This is a genomic window from Microbacterium forte, assembly GCF_031885415.1.
Classification (GTDB): Bacteria; Actinomycetota; Actinomycetes; order Actinomycetales; family Microbacteriaceae; genus Microbacterium; species Microbacterium forte.
This window is the reverse complement of record NZ_CP116871.1, coordinates 1,000,093-1,019,647: the sequence shown is the minus strand read 5'-3', so window position 1 is coordinate 1,019,647 and position 19,555 is coordinate 1,000,093. Positions and strand designations below refer to the sequence as shown.

Annotated in this window: 15 protein-coding genes and 1 tRNA gene; 5 read left to right on the top strand and 11 right to left on the bottom strand. The window is 67.7% G+C overall.

Going from position 1 to position 19,555, the window contains the following annotated elements; genetic code table 11:
* Together OB895_RS05080 and OB895_RS05075 are read right to left on the bottom strand one after the other, a co-directional pair.
* A complete protein-coding gene (locus tag OB895_RS05080; protein WP_311879363.1) occupies positions 1-2,700 on the bottom strand; it encodes a X2-like carbohydrate binding domain-containing protein in 2,700 nt (899 codons plus the stop codon).
* A 56-nt stretch (positions 2,701-2,756) separates the two neighbouring features.
* The gene (locus OB895_RS05075; RefSeq protein WP_311879361.1) at positions 2,757-4,961 is read right to left on the bottom strand and encodes an alpha-galactosidase; all 2,205 of its coding nucleotides are present in this window, start codon (positions 4,959-4,961) and stop codon (positions 2,757-2,759) included.
* Positions 4,962-5,125: 164 nt separating this feature from the next.
* Here OB895_RS05075 and OB895_RS05070 point away from each other — a divergent pair, with 164 nt between their 5' ends.
* From OB895_RS05070 to OB895_RS05060, 3 genes are all read left to right on the top strand, one after another.
* On the top strand, positions 5,126-6,100 hold the full coding sequence (locus OB895_RS05070; protein ID WP_082508913.1) for an ABC transporter permease: 975 nt from the start codon (positions 5,126-5,128) through the stop codon (positions 6,098-6,100).
* Positions 6,097-7,080 (top strand): carbohydrate ABC transporter permease, encoded by a 984-nt coding sequence (locus tag OB895_RS05065; protein ID WP_231567638.1) that lies wholly within the window; start codon positions 6,097-6,099, stop codon positions 7,078-7,080. The genes OB895_RS05070 and OB895_RS05065 overlap by 4 nt, the downstream gene beginning before the upstream one ends.
* A 65-nt stretch (positions 7,081-7,145) precedes the next feature.
* A complete protein-coding gene (locus tag OB895_RS05060; protein ID WP_042541876.1) occupies positions 7,146-8,774 on the top strand; it encodes a type 2 periplasmic-binding domain-containing protein in 1,629 nt (542 codons plus the stop codon).
* 136 nt (positions 8,775-8,910) lie between these two features.
* Here OB895_RS05060 and OB895_RS05055 read toward each other — a convergent pair whose 3' ends face one another.
* The 6 genes from OB895_RS05055 to OB895_RS05030 all read right to left on the bottom strand — a co-directional run bounded on the left by OB895_RS05055 (position 8,911) and on the right by OB895_RS05030 (position 15,535).
* On the bottom strand, positions 8,911-10,077 hold the full coding sequence (locus tag OB895_RS05055) for an ROK family transcriptional regulator (RefSeq protein ID WP_311879359.1): 1,167 nt from the start codon (positions 10,075-10,077) through the stop codon (positions 8,911-8,913).
* 22 nt (positions 10,078-10,099) lie between these two features.
* A complete protein-coding gene (locus OB895_RS05050) occupies positions 10,100-11,083 on the bottom strand; it encodes an acetylxylan esterase (RefSeq protein ID WP_311879358.1) in 984 nt (327 codons plus the stop codon).
* A complete protein-coding gene (locus tag OB895_RS05045) occupies positions 11,073-13,499 on the bottom strand; it encodes a glycosyl hydrolase family 95 catalytic domain-containing protein (protein ID WP_311879357.1) in 2,427 nt (808 codons plus the stop codon). Before OB895_RS05045 ends, OB895_RS05050 begins: the two co-directional genes overlap by 11 nt.
* Before the next feature lie 100 nt (positions 13,500-13,599).
* The gene (locus OB895_RS05040; RefSeq protein WP_042541873.1) at positions 13,600-14,577 is read right to left on the bottom strand and encodes a zinc-binding dehydrogenase; all 978 of its coding nucleotides are present in this window, start codon (positions 14,575-14,577) and stop codon (positions 13,600-13,602) included.
* Positions 14,578-14,621: 44 nt separating this feature from the next.
* Positions 14,622-15,044, bottom strand: a complete 423-nt coding sequence (locus tag OB895_RS05035; RefSeq protein WP_042541872.1) for an organic hydroperoxide resistance protein — start codon at positions 15,042-15,044, stop codon at positions 14,622-14,624.
* Positions 15,045-15,091: 47 nt separating this feature from the next.
* The gene (locus tag OB895_RS05030; RefSeq protein WP_311879355.1) at positions 15,092-15,535 is read right to left on the bottom strand and encodes a MarR family winged helix-turn-helix transcriptional regulator; all 444 of its coding nucleotides are present in this window, start codon (positions 15,533-15,535) and stop codon (positions 15,092-15,094) included.
* 70 nt (positions 15,536-15,605) lie between these two features.
* On the opposite strand from OB895_RS05030, the gene OB895_RS05025 reads away from it, so the two are divergent.
* On the top strand, positions 15,606-16,016 hold the full coding sequence (locus OB895_RS05025; protein ID WP_311879354.1) for a hypothetical protein: 411 nt from the start codon (positions 15,606-15,608) through the stop codon (positions 16,014-16,016).
* Between the two features lie 64 nt (positions 16,017-16,080).
* Positions 16,081-17,715, top strand: coding sequence for a DHA2 family efflux MFS transporter permease subunit (locus OB895_RS05020; protein WP_311879352.1), 1,635 nt, complete (start codon positions 16,081-16,083; stop codon positions 17,713-17,715).
* Between the two features lie 194 nt (positions 17,716-17,909).
* Here the strand turns inward: OB895_RS05020 and OB895_RS05015 are convergent, their stop codons facing one another.
* The 3 genes from OB895_RS05015 to OB895_RS05005 form a co-directional block, all read right to left on the bottom strand.
* Entirely contained in the window at positions 17,910-18,131 is a 222-nt protein-coding gene (locus OB895_RS05015) for a hypothetical protein (protein WP_311879351.1), read from the bottom strand.
* Between the two features lie 507 nt (positions 18,132-18,638).
* A tRNA-Arg gene (locus OB895_RS05010) sits at positions 18,639-18,711 on the bottom strand.
* 16 nt (positions 18,712-18,727) lie between these two features.
* Positions 18,728-19,540: an SGNH/GDSL hydrolase family protein gene (locus OB895_RS05005; RefSeq protein ID WP_079112624.1), complete on the bottom strand. Its 813-nt coding sequence runs from the start codon at positions 19,538-19,540 to the stop codon at positions 18,728-18,730.
* Positions 19,541-19,555: the final 15 nt, after the last annotated feature.

The window sequence follows — 19,555 nt, the reverse complement described above, 5'->3', positions numbered from 1 at the left end:
TCAGCCGACCTTCTTGACCGTGTACCGGAACACGTCCGTGCGCAGCACGTCTCCCGACGTCTTCACGATCTTGATCGTGTGCTCCTTGTCTTTCAGACCCGAGACGGAGAACAGCTCCTGGGTCGAGACGCGCGATTCGTTGTGAGTGTCGATGCTCTCGACCTTCTTGCCGTCGATGTAGACGTCGACCGTGCCCTGGTCAGGGCCCTTCGGACCGATCCACGAGACGCCGGTTCCGCGGAAGCTGAATGCCACGGACGCTCCGTCAGCCACGGTGGCGTGCACGTCATCGAGGTGGTCTCCCGTGAAGTCGAAGTCCAGGATCGTATCGCCGACGGGAAGCGTCGCAAGGTACGACGAGCGGATCGTGACCGTGCTGCCTGACAGCGTGAAGTCGACGTCGCGCTCGAGCGCATCGCCGGCGACGCTGATCGAGGCGAGCTCGCCGGGATCCCGCAGCACGTCGACGGCGACATCGGCGGGCGCGGCCTTGTTGAAGGCTCCCGAGGTCGTGCTCAGCTGGCTGTCGAGCGTGACGACCAGCTTGTCGAGGAGCATGAAGGAGCCGGACTTCTTCACCACACGCAGGGTGTGGCTCCCGCTCGCGAGGTCGGCGACGCCGTAGACGACCTGCTGCGAGAGTCGGCCGTCCGCCGCAGGAAGCGACGTGTCCACGGTCTCCACGAGCTGACCGTCGAGGTAGATCTCGACCTCTCCCTGCGACTCGTGCTTCTCGGTGACGTATTGGATGCCGGTGCCTTGGAACGTGTACTCGAACGCCGCTCCGTTGGTCTCTGCGTAGTGCACATCGTCGCCGTGATCGCCGAGTCCTCGATTGTTGCTGTCCCCCCACGAGCCGCTGTAGCCGATGCGTGCATCGTCGTCGTTCAGCGTCACCGTGAGACCTGTGGCGGGCGGGGTGGGCGTGCCACCCCCCGGGGTGTCGGACACGGCGACGGTGAACGGCTGCGATGTCGCCGGGACTTCGTTGCCGTCGTTGCGGATCCAGTCTCCGTCGTAGCCGACGCGCAGCGAGTCATCGTTCACCGTGAGCACGGCCTGCTTCGCTGGCGTCACCTTCAGCAGACGCACACCATGGATCGGCACGCTCTCGGCTGTGAAGCCGTCGGCCTCCGTGCCCAGGTTCTTGCCGGCCCAGAGGTCGCGGATCTTCGCGGATCCGTCGAGACCGATGTCAGACCAGTCGACGGTGATGTCGGCGTCTGCACGACCGAGGTTGTACAGCGCGACCGTATATGTGCCATCGGGGTTGAGTGCGTACCAGACCTGCTGCTTCGTGCCGGTCCAGACCGGTCGCGCGGGGACACCCGCCTGGTTCACGGCTATGACCTCGCGATTGGTGATCAGGTCGAGGCCGAACTCGTCGAGGTTCGTGAGGTCGTTGCCGAGGTACATCGGGGCGGCAGATGTCGCCCACAGCGTCGTCGCCGTGCGCCGTTCGTCGCGGGTGAGGCCGTCCATCCTGCCGTTTCCGACATTGAGGGAGTCGAGGTCGTTCCATCCGGCGGGTCCGGCGTGGCGCCACCAGTCGGAGAGCCGCGGGAACAGACGCGCGACGTTCTCCCAGGTCGTCAGCGCCTCGTCGCCGCAATAGCACTCGACGTCCCAGTCGATGCGCCAGCCGTCGGCGTACTGCTTCCAGTAGTCGGCGTAGTTGATGTCGACCGCCCACGACAGCTCGAACCAGATGCCGTTGCGTTCGAGAGCCTCAGACCAGGCGGCCACCTCCTCGCGAGCATCCATCGAGAGGTCGCCGATGCCGGAACCCGGCGTCACGCTGTCGAACTTGATGAAGTCCACACCCCACTCGCCGAGCAGGTCGGCGATCGAGTCGATGTACTTCTGCGTGCAGGGGTTGTCGAAATCCAAGCGGTAGCCGAAGCCCCAGTAGTCACCCTGCTGCAGGGGCTGCTTGAGCAGGTTCTCGGTGGTGCAGCCCGGCGCGTTGTAGATCGGAAGCGCCTTCTGAGCGGTCTCCAGGCTCATGCCGGGGATGAGGTACAGGCCGACCTTCTGGCCGTTGCCGTGCACGTGGTCGATCACGGCATCCAGCCCGTCGGGGAACAGCGTCGTGCTGGGTATCGGGCGTCCGTACTCGTCCTGGCCGCCGTTCCACCCTGCGTCGATGTTGATGTATTCGTAGCCGAAGTCCTGCAGCTTGTCGTGCATGGCATCGGACTGCGCCATGATCTGATCGGCGGTGATCCACTGGCCGCCCTCGTAGACCTGCATGCTGTAGCTGCTCCAGCCCATGTAGGGCTTCGCGGACAGCTCGGAGATCCCGTCGTCGGCGTCCGACGTGGCTTTCGCCGCCTCCTTCGCCGGCGGTGCCTGGGTGGCATCGGGCGAGGCCGAGGGGGCGGGCTCGGATTCGGTCGGCGTCGGATCCTCCGTCGGGGGCGTGGTCTCGGGGGATTCCTCCGCCGGGGGCGGCGTCTCGGGAGAGTCCTCCGCCGGGGGCGGCGTCTCGGGAGAGTCCTCCGCCGGGGGCGGCGTCTCGGGAGAGTCCTCCGCGGGTGGTGACGGCGTGGAGACCGGGGTCGCTTCCGGCGCAGGCGTCGGGGTGGGCGTCGCCGCAGTCGCCCAGGTCGCGCCGGGGGCGAGACTCAGGACGAGTGCGGTTGCGGCGAGTGCCCCGGTGATCGAGGCCGCTCGCCTTCTCTGTCGATGGGTCTTCATTGCTTTCCTCTCGTTCGACTGCTCTGTCGTGTGGATGGGAAGGAAGAGTCGGGGTGTCAGCTGTCGGTGCGCCGGATCTCGATGAGCATCGCCTGCTGCGCGTTGAGGGTCGGGAGAGGAACCCCCACAGTGCTCAGGACCACTCCCGGCACGTCGATCGCGCCCGCCAGAGCGGTGGTCACCCACACGGGGTCGCCCCCGTGCCGACTCGCGGAGCCGAGGTCCTCGCGGATCCGGACGCTGTACGCCGCGTGCGCATCGAGCCCGGGGAAGCGCACTCGACCCGACTGACCCGCCGCCGAGGTCGCGAACCTGCTCCACGTGAACAGCGCCGCGGAACCGTCCTGGGCGACTATCCCCGAGAGCGAGGTCGCCTGATCGGCGAGGTCTGCGTTCACCACGCGACCACTGTGCAGCAGGTCGCGGAACTCCCGGTACATGCCGGCCCAGCGGGCGATCGCGGCCAGCTCGTCGTCGTCCACCGATGTGAGGTCCTGCTCGATGCCGGCGTGAGCCGTGAGCGACGTGACGAGACGGAACGACAGATCGGTGGTCCGCGCCGTGGTGTGCGAGCGAGCGGCCCCGAGGTGAGATCCGATCAGTTCGGGTGGCACGATCGTGCGCGTCCACCGTTCGATCTGGATCCGCTCGACCGGATCGTTGCAGTCGGATGCCCACACGCGATCGGTGCGGTCGAGGATTCCGAGGTCGACCCGACCGCCGCCACCCGAGCACGTCTCGATCTCGAGGTCCGGGTGGCTCAGGCGGAGCTCGTCGAGCAGCCGGTAGAGCGCTTCGGTCTGCCGATGCACACTCGGACGATCGCCATCGGTGCCGCGACTCACCGCCTCGAGGAGGTCGCGGTTGTGGTCCCACTTGAGGTAGTCGATCGAATGCTCGCGGACCAGCGCGTCGATGCGTTCGAGAAGGTATTCGTATGCCTCGGGCCTGGCGATGTCCAGCACGTGCTGTGATCGGGATTCGGGCCCGAATCCTTCGGCGGGCCCGAGGACCCAGTCAGGATGCGACCGGGCGAGGTCGGAGTCGAGGTTGATCATTTCGGGTTCGAACCACAGGCCGAACTGCATGCCGTGTGCGCGGACGACATCGACCAGCGGGCTGAGTCCCTGCGGCCAGACGTCCTCATCGACGAACCAGTCGCCGAGGCCGGCATCCGCCTCCCGCCGACCGCGGAACCAACCGTCGTCGAGGACGATGCGCTCGACACCCACCTCTGCAGCCCTCTCGATCAGGGCAGTCAGGCGGGCGAGGTCGTGATCGAAGTAGACGGCCTCCCAGGTGTTGAGGACCAGCGGGCGCGGGCCGCGCGGGTGCGAGTCCCGCGCGCGAAGTCGCCGGTGCAGTCGATCGCTGATCGCGTCGAGGCCGTCGTCTGACCAGACGAACAGGGCGGTCGGCGCGTCATAGCGCTCGCCGTCCTCGAGGATGATCTCGCCCGGGTGCAGGTCCTCGCCGGCGCCGAGGACCGAGCTGAATGCCCCCGCGCCCTCGGGAAGGCGCTCAGCGAGGTACTGCTGCTCGCCGCTCCATGCGAGGTGCACGGCCCAGATCTCGCCGTGACCGAATCCGAAGCCCTCGGTGCCGGCCGCGAAGAGGAAGGGAGAGTCATGGCCGGGCTTGCCACGGTGTGCGGACCGCAGGTGCGTTCCGAACCCGAACGGCGACCTCTGCGGAGACCGCTCACGACACCACTTGCCCGTGAAATCCAGGATCTCCGTCGCGCGTTCGGGAAGGGGGAGCAGGGCGAGGAACGCGCCGACCGTATACGCGGTGTCTCCGATCCGCGGGCTGAGTTCTGCGGCTCTGGTCAGCGAGGCGTCGACGGCGAGCACTCCGTGCGCGTCGAGGTGATACCGCAGCTCGGTGCGGATGCCGCAGACCTCGTCCTCGAACTCGAGCGCGATGCGGCCGCCGACTCCGTCTGACGGGATGACCACGTCGTGCCGAACGAGCCGTGGTCGCGGCGTCGTCGCGCGGCCCTGCGCGTGTCCGGACAGTGCGGGTGTTCCTGACCAGCCCTCGTACTCCGTGGGCAGAGCGGAGAACGAGCGGGGGATGTCGGGGGAGTTGTTGAGCTGAGCGGGGCTGGCGGTCAGCGCCAGCGCGTATGCCGTCGCGGCTGTGGACTCGCCGAGGTCTGCGCCCCAGTGCAGGACACGGGGGATGGGGGCGGAGATCTGGAGAACGAAGACGACGCCTGAGGCGCGGAGTGCGACGACGGTGTCGGCACGGGAAGTCATGGGATAAGACCCTCCGGTAGTTACTTGACAACGTCAATAAATCACGTTTGCGAGAGGGGTGCAAGTGATCCGCAGAAATCTCCGCCGCGAAAGTCGGCGTTTACTTTTTCCGCTGCACGTGATTTTATTACGTCGTAAAGTAACCCTGCCCTGGGAGGGCGATCATGAAGCTCAGTGCTGAGCACGCACCACCGGTCGAGGTCTCGACGCCGGCTCCTCGACGTACCGACGCACGTTCCCGGTTCGCCCGCAGTCTGCGCCGATACTGGCAGCTGTACCTGCTGCTGTTACTGCCCGTCATCTGGTTCATCGTGTTCCGATACGTGCCCATGGCCAACGCCGTGATCGCGTTCAAGAACTACAACCCCATCGACGGCGTGTGGGGGAGCCCGTGGGTCGGGTTCGACAACTTCGCGGCGCTCTTCCGCAACCCCGTGTTTCCGAAGCTGATCGGCAACACCTTCATCCTTGCCGTGTACACGCTCATCGCGAGCTTCCCTCTTCCGATCATCCTCGCGATCATGCTGAACGAGGTCAGGCTGCGGTTCTTCACACGCACCGTGCAGCTCGTGACCTACGCCCCGTACTTCATCTCGACGGTCGTGATCGTGTCGATGACGATCCTGCTGCTGTCGCCCAGAGTGGGGATCCTCGGGCGCACTCTCAGCTTCTTCGGTGCGGGACAGGTCGACCTGCTGGCGAGTGCCGACTTCTTCCGCCACATCTACGTGGCGACCGACATCTGGACGACGACCGGATACTCGGCCGTCATCTACCTCGCGGCTCTGGCCTCGGTCGACACCTCCCTCTACGAGGCCGCGAAGATCGACGGCGCCTCGCGGCTGCAGAAGATCTGGTACGTCGACCTCCCCTCGCTCCTGCCCACCGCCACGATCATCCTGATCCTCGGTGTCGGCAACATCATGGCGATCGGATTCGAGAAGGCGTTCCTGTTGCAGAACGCGCTCAACCTCTCGACCTCGGAGATCATCCCGACCTACGTCTACAAGACGGGCATCCTCAATGCGAACTTCAGCCTCGGAGCCACCATCGGGCTCTTCAACGCCGTCATCAGCCTGCTGCTGCTGCTCGTCGTCAACGGCATATCCAAGCGAGTGACCGGAAGCGGGTTGTGGTGAGCACTGTGATCAGAGAACAGCCTCTCCTCACCGAGGAGATCGTCGTCTCGTCCGGCAGAGGACGCGGTCGGCGCCGACGCGACCCCCTGACCTCCGGCGTGAAGGTCAAAGAGACCCGCGCGGATCGCGTCTTCGTGATCGCCGCCTACCTGCTGCTCACGGTCTTCCTGCTCGTCGTGCTCCTGCCCCTGCTGAACATCGTCGCCAGCTCGTTCTCGAGTCCCCAGGCGGTCTCATCCGGGCGTGTGCTGTTCTGGCCCGTCGAGTTCACGCTCCGCGGCTACACGGAGGCGCTCAACAACCCGGCGATTCTCCGAGGATTCGGCAACTCGGTGTTCTACACCGTGGCCGGCACCGTCATCAGCGTCGCCGGCACCGTCGCCATCGCCTACCCGTTGTCGCGGGCCAACCTCTTCGGCCGCAAGACGCTCACCGGAGGCGTCGTGTTCACGATGCTGTTCTCGGGCGGAGTCATCCCGATGTACATCGTGGTGCAGTCGCTCGGTCTGCTCGACACGCGATGGTCGATGCTCCTCCCCAACGCGATCGGTGTCTGGCAGGTGATCATCGCGATGGTCTACTTCCGGACGTCGATCCCCGACGAGGTGTACGAGGCCGCGCAGCTGGACGGCGCGAGCGAACTGCGGATCCTCTGGACCATCGTGCTGCCGCTCGCGAAGCCTCTCCTCGCGGTCATCGCGCTGATGTACGCCATCATGCAGTGGAACTCGTACTTCGACGCCCTCCTCTACCTGCGCGACGCCGATCTGCAGCCGCTGCAGCTGGTGCTTCGAGGCATCCTCATCCTCAACGACGGCGGAGGCGGTGGCGATCTCGCCGCACAGCTCGAGCGCCGGGAGCTCGCAGACCTGCTGAAGTACTCGACCGTGATCATCGCGACGGTCCCGATGCTCATCGTCTACCCGTTCGTCGCGAAGCACTTCAGCAAGGGGATCATGGTCGGCGCCGTCAAAGGCTGATCAGACCCCACTCAGACCCACCACACACACCCGCACACCTGAACCGGTCAAAGGAGATTCCGGCAATGACACACCGCATCACACGAGGGGCGATCGCAGCGGTCACCGTCGTCGCGACGGGACTGGCGCTCGCCGCCTGCACCCCGTCGAGCGACGACAACGGCCAGCTGGTCGCATTCGGCCCACAGGGCGAGAACGGCTCGCTCAAGGACAACCTCTTCACCCAGGAGGTCGAGAAGAAGTTCGACATCGACTTCGACTGGCAGACCACCACCTACGACGGCAGCGTCGCGGGAGAGAAGCGCCAGATCTCGCTCGCCAGCGGTGACTATCCGGACGCCTACTTCCTCGTGCCGTGGGTCGACGGATTCTCGCGCAACGAGATCCTCAAATACGGCCAGCAGGGCGTGCTCATGCCCTTGGAGGACCTGATCGACGAGCACGCGCCGAACCTCAAGAAGCGCTTCGAGGAGAAACCCGACTGGGAGCAGTCGGTCACCGCGCCGGACGGTCACATCTACGCCATCACCCAGTGGAGCGAGTGCTTCCACTGCAGCTACCCGTCGAAGCTCTGGATGAACACGACGTGGCTCGACGCGCTGGGACTCGAGCAGCCGACCACCACCGAGGAGCTGCGCACGGTGCTGCGTGCCTTCAAGGACGGGGACCCGAACGGCAACGGCGCGGCCGACGAGGTGCCGCTGAGCGGATCGGCGTCGGAGCCCATCATCAACTACCTGATGAACGCCTTCACCTATGCACCCGTCGGCGGGCCCTCCAGTCCGCCGCCGCTCGTGCTCGACGGCGACGAGGTCGTGCTGAACGCCACCTCTGACAGCTGGCGCGCAGGGCTCGAGTACATCACCTCGCTCGCCCAGGAGGGGCTGCTCGACACGGCGGCGTTCACTCAGAACGGCGACGCGCTGAAGGCGCTCGGCGACAGTGCGGATGCGCAGATCCTCGGCTCCGCCGTCACTCTGCACCCCTACGTCTTCGTCTCGGCGGACTCGCCGGACGGTCGCGACAAGAACTACGACGCGGTGGCACCCCTCGCAGGACCGGACGGTACGCAGCTCGCCACCTGGCGATCGCCCGTGAACCCGGTGGGGACCTTCGCCCTCACGAACAAGTCGACCGAGGAGGAGCGCATCGAGGCGATCAAGCTGCTCGACTACCTCGCCACGGACGAGGGGCAGATCCGCGCGTCCATGGGGCCCGAGGGCGAGGCCTGGGTGCCGGCTGAAGAGGGCGATCTCGCGCTCGACCCGGAGCTCGAGCCGACCTTCCGTCCCGTCACCTACGACGAGACCTCCAATGCCGCGTGGCGTTCGATGTCGCAGTACTGGGACTCGCTCGAGTTCCGCAACGCGCAGGTGGTGCCTGAGGACATCTACACGCCGGACGGCTACGAGCGACGTCTGCTCTATGCGACGCAGGAGTACGAGCCGTTCGCACCCGACGAGAGCGTGCTCTTCCCGGTCGAGAAGCTGTGGCCCGACCTCGAGACCTCTGCCGAGCTCGCGGAGCTGCAGACGAACATCGCCACCTACATCACGCAGGCGCAGGCGGAGTTCGTCACCGGACAGCGCGACATCGCAGACGACGCCGCGTGGGACGCCTACGTCGCCGACATCGAGGGGCTCGGACTCGCACGCTACCTGGAGCTGCTGCAGGCGGCCTACGACGCACTCTGATCGACCATGAGGTGCGCGGGACGGATCATCCGTCCCGCGCACTTCTGCGTCTGGCCGTGGCAGGAGCGGATGCGCAGCGGAGGGAGCGGATGCCGACGGCATCCGCTCCCTCCGGTCGAAGAGCTGTGGCCGACGGTCAGCGCACGAGCGACTGGATGGCGGCGGCGGATGCGCCTCGCGCCCAGTCCTCGAACGTGTGGGGCCGGGTCAGGATGCGGCAGCGCGCCGCAGCGCCGAACGCGTGCGCGTCGAACGCATCGTGCAGCGTCTTCTCGAAGAGATCGAAGTCGGAGACGCCCTCTCCGCCGATGATGACGACCTCAGGGCCGGTGAGGTTCACGAGGGTGGCGATCGCCGTGCCGATGAGGCGGGCGGCTTCTCGGAACGCGGCATCGGCGTCAGGGTCGCCCGCATGGGCGAGGGCCACGGCCTCATCGATGGCGATCGGGCGTCCGAGGGCGGCCGATACGGCTGACTCGATCGCGCCCGTCGATGCGGCCGCCTCGACGCAGCCGCGGCGGCCGCACGGGCAGACGAGAGACGGGTCGGCGAGCGGCAGGTGGCCGATCTCACCCGCGACGCCGAACGCGCCGCTGACGACCTCGCCGTTGAGGTGCAGGCCGCTGCCGATGCCGCGTCCGATCGTGACGATGGCGAAGGATGCGGTGCCGAGACCGACTCCGAACCAGTGCTCGCCGATCGTCAGGGCATGGACGTCGTTCTCCACGGTGACGGGCCAGGGAAGGCGCTCCTGCAGGAGGTCTCCGAGCGCCACATCGGCCCAGCCCATGATGTTCGACTCGCGCACGATGCCGGTGGAGCTGTCGACGTCGCCCGAGACGGCGACGCCGATGCCGGCGATCGCCGAGGCGCTCGCCCCGAGCTGGGTCTCGAGGGCATCGACGATCTCGGAGATCGTCTCGATCACGGTGCGGGGATCGTCGGCGGGGAGGGCGCGGCGCTCGCTGGCCAGCGCGGTGGTCGCGAGGTCCGTGGCGACGGCGATGACCTCGTCGACGTTGACCTTGACGCCGATCATCACCATCGCCTCGAGGACGATGGACACCGGGCTCACGGGCCGCCCGGGGGTGCCGTCGCGGTGCGAGGCCGGCGGTGCATCGACGAGGCCGGCGGCGACGAGCGGGGCGACGGCCTTCGTGACGGCGGCCTGGGACAGCCCGGTCTGGCGGGCGATGTCGATCCTGCTGATGGGGCTGCGCGTCAGGATCGTCTCGAAGACCCGGGATCCCGCGTCGGACGCCGAGCGGATCAGGGTGGTACGCGCTACGGTGTCGTGGTCCATCGGGTCCTTCGGGTCGTGTCGGCTATCGTAGCGAATCCGCCGCCAGGCGGTCGGGCGCGCGCGCACCGAGATGCTCGGCGGCGAACTCCAGCGCGTTCTCCTCGTCGAGGTCCCCGCCGGCTTCGTGTCCGTTGTACGGCCAGAGCACCACGGTCTTGGGGCCGCCGTATGCGGTGAACGCGGGAAGCACCGTGTCGGGTGGTGCGATGCCGTCGAGGAGTCCCGTGCTGAGCAGCGCCGGGGCGTTCGCGCGCTTCGCATGGGTGATGCCGTCGAAATACCGGAGAGTCTCGAGAGCGGCCGCGGTGTCATTGCGACGGTCCGCGAAGTACTGCGTGAGCAGCGCGTACGGATGCTCGGAGGTCAGCACCGCCGCCCGGTCGAGCTCGCAGAGGAACGGGGCCTGCACGATCACGGCGGCAAGGTCCGGCACGAGGCCGGCGATCGCGAGCGCGATCCCCCCGCCCTGGCTCGCCCCGACCGCACCGACTCGTTCGGCGTCGACGAGGTCGATGGTGCGGAGGGCGTCGACCGCTCGCACGGCATCCGCATAGACCCGGCGGTAGTAGTACTCCTCGCGCGAGCGGATGCCGCGGGTGAGGAAACCGCCGGCCGAGGGGCCGCCGTCGGCGTGGTCGTCGTCGGTGTCGCCGTGCCCCTGCCCGCGGGCGTCGACGACCAGGTGGGCGTAGCCGGCCGATGCCCATCGCAGATCGCGCAGTGCGTGGCCGCGGCCGTTGCCGTAGCCGAAGAACTGCACCAGCCCCGGAAGTGGTCCTGCGGCGCCGTGCGGCACGCGCAGCCAGGCGCGGATGGGTGTTCCGCCGAATCCTCGGAACGACACGTCGAACACGTCGATCTGCGTGAGGCGCGTGGGGTGCGCGGTGACGGTGAGATCGAGGGGACGGCTGCGGGTCCTCTCGATCGTGTCCGCCCAGAAGACGTCGAAATCCTCGGGCTCGGTCTGAGTGGTGGGCGCGTCGATGAGACGCGTCTCACCGTGCACGGGACTCCGCCTCGTCTGCCTCGACAGAGCCGAAGCCGTGACGCGCGAGGTCGACCTGCCCGCCGGCGGGCACCAGGATCTCCGCCACCCGGTCGCCATCCGAGACGCTGACGTGCCTGTCGCGGTCACCGGGATTGCGGAGGATGCCGGAGGTCACCCGCCCGCCCACCCAGGCGATGTCGAGCACGAGGCCGGGGCGCACAGCCATGCCCTGGACGTCTCCGTGATCCCACGAGACGGGGAGCGCGGGAAGCAGGCGGACCGTGCCGCCGTGGCTCTGCACGAGCATCTCGGCGATCGCGGCAGGAAAGCCGAGGTTGCCGTCGATCTGGAACGGCGGATGCGTGCTGAACAGGTTGGGCAGGAGGCCGCCCCACTCCGACCCGTCGACCGGGCCGTGCCGGGTGGCGTCGCCGTCGAACGGGGTGAGTGCCTCCTCGAGCAGCGAGGCGGCGACCTCGCCCTGCCGTGCTCTGGCGCGCAGCGCCACCTTCCAGGCCCACGACCAGCCCATCGCGCCGGGACCGCGGGCGTCGATCAGTCGCACGGAGGCGTCGAACAGCTCGGGGGTGCGCTCGGGTGTCACCAGGTCGAGCGGGAACAGCCCGACGACGGGGGAGAGGTGCCGATGCAGAGGTTCGTGCTCTTCGACCTCCGCGGACCATTCGAGCAGGCGCCCGTCTGAGCCGACCTGCAGGGGTGCGAGAGCTGCGAGCGCCTCTCTCACCTCGGCTTCGAGCGCATCGTCGAGGCCGAGCGCATCGATCGCGACGAGTGCGCGCTCGAACAGCGAGCCGATGAGGCTGAGGTCCGAGGTCGCGGTCAGGCCGAGGGGAGTCGGCCGGCCGTCGGCGGCGACGTAGGAGTTCTCGGGCGCGGTCGAGGGGGAGGCGTGCAGGTGGCCGTCGGCGCCCGGCACGAGCCAGTCGAGACAGAATTCCACCGCACCGCGCATCAGCGGCCAGATCCGTGCGCGCAGCAGCTCGGTGTCTCCGCCGAACTCGTACGCGTCCCACAGATTGTGGGTGAGCCATACTCCGCCCATCATCCAGATCGCCCAGCTCGCGGCGCCGTGGCCGTCGCCCACGGGCAGGCTCCAGCCCCAGACGTCGCTGTTGTGGTGGGCGACCCACCCGCGCGTCCCGTAGAGCTCGCGCGCGGTGTCGGTGCCTGTGCGTGCGAGCAGCTCGACGAGCGAGAGGAGCGGCTCGAGCGCATCGGGGTCGAGCAGCATCGGAGCCGCCCAGTAGTTCATCTCGGTGTTGATGTTGATCGTGTAGTTCGACGACCAGGCAGGCTGCAGCTGGTCGTTCCAGATGCCCTGCAGGTTCGCGGCGGGGCTGCCCGCGCGAGAGCTGGAGGCGAGCAGGTACATCCCGAATTCGGCGGCGACGGTCGCGCGCAGCAGAGGGTCGGAGCCGTGAAGGACATCGCGGTCGACGCTCCACTCGCCCTCGCGCCGACTGCCGATCGCGAATCGCGCCCGAGTGATGCGTCGCCGGTCGGCGACGTGCTCGGCGAAGAGGGCGGAGACGTCGCGCTGAGCCGCGGTCTCCGCTCTCGCTCGTGCGCGATCCCGGATCGCCTCCCGAGAGGCGGTCCGCCAGTCCCCGTCGGCGTCGGCCCACCACGACCCGGCGCGCGACGATGTGGACAGGGCGATCAGCAGGCGGCGGGCATGGCGGACGATGAGGTGATCGCCGGTTCGACGCACCTCGCCGTCCGAGTCGAGCGACACGGCGACGGCCGCATAGGCATCGAACTCGGTGTCGTCATCGGCGTAGCGCAGGGGATCGACCGCGTCCTCGTGCAGCGGAGCGCCGTCGATCGGCGCCTGGACGTCGAGGACGAGGGCGTCGTGCGCATCGACGATGCGACCGCGCAGGGGCGTGGACAGCTCGATGGTCGCCGCGAACTCGACGGTCGAGGTGAGCTCGATGATCAGGACCTGTGCCGGAGCCGAGATCCAGGAACGACGGATGACGTCCCCGTTCGGGGTCCGGAGTGTCTCGGTGAGCGTCGCCGAGTCGAGATCGAGGACGCGGCACGGGGCGGACGGGTCGGCATCCTCATCGGCTTCGTGCACGCGGACGTGCAGGTCGGCGAGGGGCAGGAACTCCTGGGAGTAGGGACCCTCGAAGGCCATGAGGAGGTCCTCGGCGATGCGCACGTCACCGGCGCTGAGTGCCTCGCGAACCGCCGCGAGACGTTCGGGGCCGGCGCCCTTCGCGCGCACGTTCTGCAGTGCGCGCGAAGGGCCGTCGGGTGTCCCCGACCAGATCGTCGAGTCGTTGAGCTGATAGCGACCGTCCGATCCGCCGAATGACATGGCGCCGATGCGGCCGTTGCCGAGTGGAGTCGCCTCCTCCCACTGGGTGGCGGGGGCGTCCCAGGTGAGGCGCAGTGTGTCGGTCATCGCACTCCGGTGTGTTCGATCGATCTCGATGTCACCGTCAGCGTATGCGGCATTAATTGCCGTTGTCAAGTAATTCCGGACACCCTGCGCCTCGCCGAGATCAGAACTTCAGAAGGACCTTGCCCACGCGGCCGGCGGTGTTGCTCGCACGCACAGCGTCCGCGGCGTCTGCGGCGTCGAAGACCCCGGCGACCGGCAGGGTCAGTGTGCCGTCGCTCACGCGCTGGATGAGTTCGCCGAACAGAGCGCCGCGTGTGGCGGCATCCATCGTCTGGATGACCTTGCTGCCCCAGAAGCCCTTGACGGTCGCCTGCTTGAAGATGACGTCTCCCGAGGCGATCTCCATCGTGGGCGAGTTCATGGCGCCGAAAGCGACGAGTGTGCCGCCCTCGCCGAGGAGCGACAGCACGTCTCCCGCAGACGATCCGCCCACGGAGTCGATGCCGAAGGCGATGTGCGCGCCGCCGGTGATCTCGGCGACCTGCTCGCGCCAGCCGTCGTCGTCGGTCGAGACGACGTTCTCGATGCCCTGTTCGCGGAGTTCGTCGACGCCGGCCGAGCGGCGCACGAGGCCGATGACATTGACGCCACGAGCGGCGCCGAGCTGGGCGAGCATGCGTCCGACCGCGCCGTTCGCCGCGTTCTGGACGATCCAGTCGCCCTTCTCGGCCCCCAGGAACTGCAGCAGGCTGATGGTGCTGAACGGCATCGAGACGAGCTGTGCCGCGCTCTCGTCGCTGAGCGACTCGGGAACCGGGATGAGACCTGCGGCGTTCGCGACCACGTACTCGGCCCAGGCGCCGAACGTGCCGCCGGTGGCGACCCGCTGTCCGACTGCCAGGCTGTCGACGCCCTCGCCGAGAGCGTCGACGATGCCGAGGGCCTCGGTGCCGGATGCCGCGGGCAGCTCGGGCTTGAAGCCGTAGGTGCCCCGGATGGTCCAGAGGTCGTGGTTGTGGATCGGCGACAGCACGATCTTCAGCCGCACCTGACCCGGGCCGGGCTCGGGGGTGGGGCGTTCGGTGACGGTCAGAACCTGTTCGGGATCGCCGAAGGTGTCATGGGTGAGTGCGCGCATTGTGTCTCCTCGTGGGATCGGTCGTGGGGGATGTTCCGGGTGGATCAGTCGTCGGTGACGGTGATCTCGACGTCGATGTTGCCGCGGGTCGCGTTGGAGTAGGGGCACACCTTGTGGGCGGCGTCCGCGAGTGCCTGGGCCTGGTCGTGGGGGAGGTCGGGGATGACGACCTCGAGCTGCACGGCGAGCCCGAAACCGCCCTCGCCGTTGGATCCGATCTGCACGCGGGCACCGACCGACGAGTCGGTGATCTTCACCTTCTGCGTGCGGGCGACCGACTGCAGTGCGGAGTGGAAGCACGCGGCGTAACCGGCGGCGAACAGCTGCTCGGGGTTGGCGCCGTCTCCGCTGCCGCCCATCTCCTTGGGGATGGCGAGGTCGAGCTCGAGGTTGCCTTCGCTCGTGGCGACGCGGCCGTCGCGGCCGGCTCCTGTGGCGAGGGCCTCGGCGGTGTAGAGAGCTTCCATGGTGTGGATTCCTTCCGGTTGTGGTCAGTCGGCGCGCGGTGTGCGCGTCAGGGGTGCGGGGTGGCGCCTGTCTTCTGCAGCCGCTCGGTGAGCTCCTGCAGCTCGGTGATCAGGCGGTGACGCTGGTCGTCGTCCTGCATGCCGGCGAGGGCTGCGATCGTGGTGTGGACAGGCGCGACCTCGGTGCGCAGCGCCGTGCCCGCCTCGGTCAGCCCCACCGTGACGACCCGCTCATCGGCAGAGCTGCGGGCTCGGATCACGTAGCCCGCCTGCTCGAGGCGACGCACGAGGGGGGAGAGGGTGCCGGAATCGAGCTGCATCGCGTCGCCCAGCGACCCGATCGTCTGCTCGCCCTCCATCCAGAGGATCGCGAGCACCAGGTACTGCGGGTAGGTGAGCCCCCAGGGTGCGAGGAGGGCTCGATAGGCCTGCGTCGTCGCTCGGGCGGCGGAATACAGCGAGAAGCACACCATCTCATCGGTCACGGCCATCTCTCAAGCATTGCACACGATTAGATTGTGCACAATCTAATCGTGTTCGAGTCCTCGCTACGATGAGGCCGTGCGGCTCCGTCCCGTCGACCTCGTCGACATCTTCGTCTACCTCGTGGTGCTCGGCGTCTTCATCCAGCTGTTCCCCGAGGTCATCTCCGAGTCATTCCTTCTCGCCCTGCTGACGGCGGTGCTGCTCAAGGTCGTGCTCGAGGGAGTGCTCTTTGTGAAGAAGCGCATCATGGCGCGCATCCGCGGCACGCACAGCCGCTGGATCAGAGTGCTGAACGTCGCCGCGCTGCTCCTCGTCCTTCCCGGCAGCAAGTTCCTCGTGCTCGAGATCGTGGCGTGGGTCTTCGGCGACGCCGTGTATCTGGGTGGGTTCTTGCAGGTGACCGCGCTCATCATCGTGCTCATGCTCGCAAGGGGTGGTGTTCGGAGGATCGTCGATCGTCCGGCCGCGGAGACGCACGCCGACTGATTGCCGCTGAGAGACGGTGAGCAGATTCGTGACACCTGTCTAATTGCTAGCTAGGCTAGTAGTCATGGAACGCTACATTCGCCTGCGCTGGGTGGGCCTGGTCTTCATCAGCATCGCCGTGTCGCTGATCATCGTCGATTCGACGATCGTGAATGTGACGATTCCGGCGATCGTCGACGATCTGGGCATCACGTCGACCGAGGTCCAATGGGTGCAGGAGGCCTACACGCTGGTCTTCGCCGCACTGCTCCTCGTGTTCGGCAGTCTGGCGGACCGTTTCGGACGACGGCGCGTGATGCTCATCGGCGTCGTCGTCTTCGCAGCGTCGTCGGTGCTCGCGGCCCTCGCACCCGACGGAGGGATGCTGATCCTCGCCCGCCTCGCACAGGGCGTCGGCGGAGCGATGATCCTGCCCACGACGCTGTCGATCATCAACGCCACGTTCCGTGGTCGTGAGCGCGGCATCGCCTTCGCGGTGTGGGGCTCGACGATCGGTGGCATGGCGGCCGTCGGTCCGTTGCTCGGCGGGTGGCTGACGACCGCGTTCTCGTGGCGCTGGGCCTTCGGCATCAACATCCCGCTCGGGATCATCATCGTCATCGGGGTGCTGCTCACGGTCGCCGAATCGCGCAGCGATCGGACGTCGAAGATCGACGTCGTCGGAGCGATCCTCGCGGTGATCACGATGGCGAGTCTCGTGTTCGGTCTGATCGAGGGGCGTACCTACGGGTGGTGGCTCGTCGACCAGCGTCCGCAGATCGGCGACTGGACCTGGCCGTCGGACGTGTCTCCGATCCCGTTCGCCTTCGCGCTGGCCGTCGTCGCCCTCGTCGCCTTCATCGCTTGGGGCGTGCACCGGGAGCGCCGCGGCAGGTCGACCCTTCTCGCCCTGCGTCTGTTCTCCATTCCGTCGTTCCGCAACGGCAACATAGCGGCGACAGTGGTGTCTCTGGGCGAGTTCGGTATCATCCTCGCGCTGCCGTTGTGGCTGCAGTTCGTCCTGGGGTTCGATGCGCTGCAGACGGGCCTGCTGCTGCTCGCCCTGGCCGGCGGGTCGTTCGTGGCCAGCGGCGCGGCGGGCGCGGCGAGCGGCAAGATCGCTCCGGTCTGGGTCGTGCGGGCGGGACTTCTGGCCGAGATCATCGGCGTCGCAGGCGTCGGCTTCGTCATCGCCCCAGACGCGTCGTGGGTGCCCCTCATCCCGTTCCTCTTCGTCTACGGACTCGGTGTCGGCCTCGCCACAGCTCAGCTGACGGGTGTCGTGCTCGCCGACGTGCCGGTCGATGACAGCGGCGCGGCGTCGGGCACCCAGTCGACGTCGCGCCAGCTCGGTGCTGCTCTCGGTGTCGCCGTGCTCGGGACCGTGCTGTTCACGAGCACGGCCGGGATCCTCTCATCGTCACTCGATGCACGTGGGCTTCCGGTCGAGCAGCGCGATCAGATCGTGTCGTCCGTCGTCGACAGCGCCGGCGCGGCGATCAGCGGGCTCGAGGCGCAGCCCGAGACCGCCGAGATCGCAGACGATGCGAAGTCGGCGTTCTCCGACGGCACCCGGTTCGCCGCGTGGACGGCGGCGGGGTTCCTGTCGCTCGGATTGCTCTCGACGATCTCGCTCGGCGCCGGTGCGGGCGCCAAGCCACGCCGGGACGAGGACGCAGCGGCCGCAGATGCAGCGCCGGGGAGCGGCGCATCCGATTGACGGAGGCCGTGTCCTAGCGGTCGCCTGATCGGAGGTCGCGTGCGGACCGTCGACGCCGGGGTCTCGTCGCAGGTCGCTCCTCTGCGGGGTGCTCCTCTGAAGGGACCGCATTCCGGTCACCGGAGAGCCACCGAAGCCATGTCATGCTCGGATCGCCTTCGAGCACCAGAGTGCGCACGAGCAGGGTGAGCGGACTAGTCGTAGCTGCGGTGGACGTGCCAGCCATCCTCGCCCTTGAAGACGTCGAACACCAGCGACAGGCCGTCGTCGTTCGTGCCCTGGAAGCGCCATCCGTAGAGCCCGTGATGCTGAGTCGCCGATGCGGACCAGATCGAGTGACGCAGGCGCGTAGGGGTGTCGGACACCCTCCACCGGTGCCCGGCGAAGACCATGCGCGACGGAATGTCGTCGACCATCCATAGGGTTGCCGGGAGGTGATCGGTCGTCGGTCGCATGACTTCAGAATAGAACATATCTTCGAATGTTGCTACCCTGGACTCAGGCCGGAGAAGGGAGCCGGCATGGGGTCTAGCAAGCGTCTCGCTGCTCACTACGACATGCGATCCCAGTACCAGGCGATCCTCGCGGCCGCTCGATGTGGACCCCTCCAGTCCCTGACTGACCGCGAACTCGCACTTCGAGAACAGCCGGTCACCATCTACCCGCAGCCATACCGTGCAGTCCGCGCGTGGGTGCGGTTCGGGCCGGAGGCCATTCGTGTGGACGCCAAGCTCGCGCGCTCCACGCCATCTGCCGCAGGTATAGAGTTCCGTGCCGGCGACAGCACGTTCCGATGCTGGGTCTGGGGTAACGCCGTGACGGCCGACGACGCCTGACTTCGTGTCGTGCGCTCACGTCGCGCAGAGCACCAACGAGAAAAGCCGCCTGAACCCAGGCGGCTTTTCTCGTGGAGTTGATGTGTGTGCCCCCGACAGGAGTCGAACCTGCGACCTACGGTACCGGAAACCGGCGCTCTATCCACTGAGCTACGGAGGCGTACCGATCGACAATATCACTGCTCGGGAGTGGTCTCCGACCCACCGGCTTCGGTCACCGGCGCGTCGCCCAGTTCGCCCAGCGCCGCGGCCAGCTTTTCGGCGAGGTAACGGTGGCCGTCCGTCGACGGATGCTTGCGGCCCACCTCGACGTCGATGACCGACAGATAGTTCTGCTCGGTGATCCAGTCCTGCGCGACGGGGGAGATGTACCACCAGCTGCGAGCCGCGGCGAGTTCGCCGAGATCGGCGTCGATGCGAGCGGTCTCGGCGCCCACGGGCAGCTCGTGGGGCGCCGGGCCCAGGATGACGATCGTCGCCTCCGGATACTTCGCGGCCATCGCATCCCACGCGGCGGTGACGGCCTCTCGGTACCCGGCCTCGCCCTGTGCCCGGTCGTTGATCGACCCCTGCAGGATGATCAGGTCGGGGCTGAGCGCGGGGTCCAGAGCGGCGATGCGCTCGCCGAAGGCGGGGCCGTCGAGTCCGGGCTTGAGGTAGCCGCTGCCGCGGACGCCGTCGACGATCGTCTCGCCGTCGATCAGGGCGGCGAGCTGATAGGCGTAGCCGAGGGTCGGGTCGGTCGCCGCCGATCCGTAGGTCCAGGAATCGCCGAACACGAGCACGGTCGGATGCTCGGGAAGATGGAGCGGAACCGGCGCGATCGCGACGGCGTCTTCATTCGCGACGGCGGCCGCACCGACGGGTGCCGAGGACGGCACCGGAACCCACGGGCGCCAGACACCGAGGACGACCGCGGCGAGCGCCAGGATCACGGCGACGGCGAGGCCTGCGACGGGCAGACGGCGGCGGGCGGGGGCGGCCTTCATGGCATGACTGTAGAT

Bases quoted from the DNA above. Each gene is read 5' to 3' on its own strand.
- OB895_RS05055 (WP_311879359.1), bottom strand. From the start codon at position 10,077: ATGGACCACGACACCGTAGCGCGTACCACCCTGATCCGCTCGGCGTCC.
- OB895_RS05005 (WP_079112624.1), bottom strand. From the start codon at position 19,540: ATGAAGGCCGCCCCCGCCCGCCGCCGTCTGCCCGTCGCAGGCCTCGCC.
- OB895_RS05030 (WP_311879355.1), bottom strand. From the start codon at position 15,535: ATGGCCGTGACCGATGAGATGGTGTGCTTCTCGCTGTATTCCGCCGCC.
- OB895_RS05035 (WP_042541872.1), bottom strand. From the start codon at position 15,044: ATGGAAGCTCTCTACACCGCCGAGGCCCTCGCCACAGGAGCCGGCCGC.
- OB895_RS05040 (WP_042541873.1), bottom strand. From the start codon at position 14,577: ATGCGCGCACTCACCCATGACACCTTCGGCGATCCCGAACAGGTTCTG.
- OB895_RS05075 (WP_311879361.1), bottom strand. From the start codon at position 4,961: ATGACTTCCCGTGCCGACACCGTCGTCGCACTCCGCGCCTCAGGCGTC.
- OB895_RS05020 (WP_311879352.1), top strand. From the start codon at position 16,081: ATGGAACGCTACATTCGCCTGCGCTGGGTGGGCCTGGTCTTCATCAGC.
- OB895_RS05080 (WP_311879363.1), bottom strand. From the start codon at position 2,700: ATGAAGACCCATCGACAGAGAAGGCGAGCGGCCTCGATCACCGGGGCA.
- OB895_RS05045 (WP_311879357.1), bottom strand. From the start codon at position 13,499: ATGACCGACACACTGCGCCTCACCTGGGACGCCCCCGCCACCCAGTGG.
- OB895_RS05015 (WP_311879351.1), bottom strand. From the start codon at position 18,131: ATGGTCGACGACATTCCGTCGCGCATGGTCTTCGCCGGGCACCGGTGG.
- OB895_RS05070 (WP_082508913.1), top strand. From the start codon at position 5,126: ATGAAGCTCAGTGCTGAGCACGCACCACCGGTCGAGGTCTCGACGCCG.
- OB895_RS05060 (WP_042541876.1), top strand. From the start codon at position 7,146: ATGACACACCGCATCACACGAGGGGCGATCGCAGCGGTCACCGTCGTC.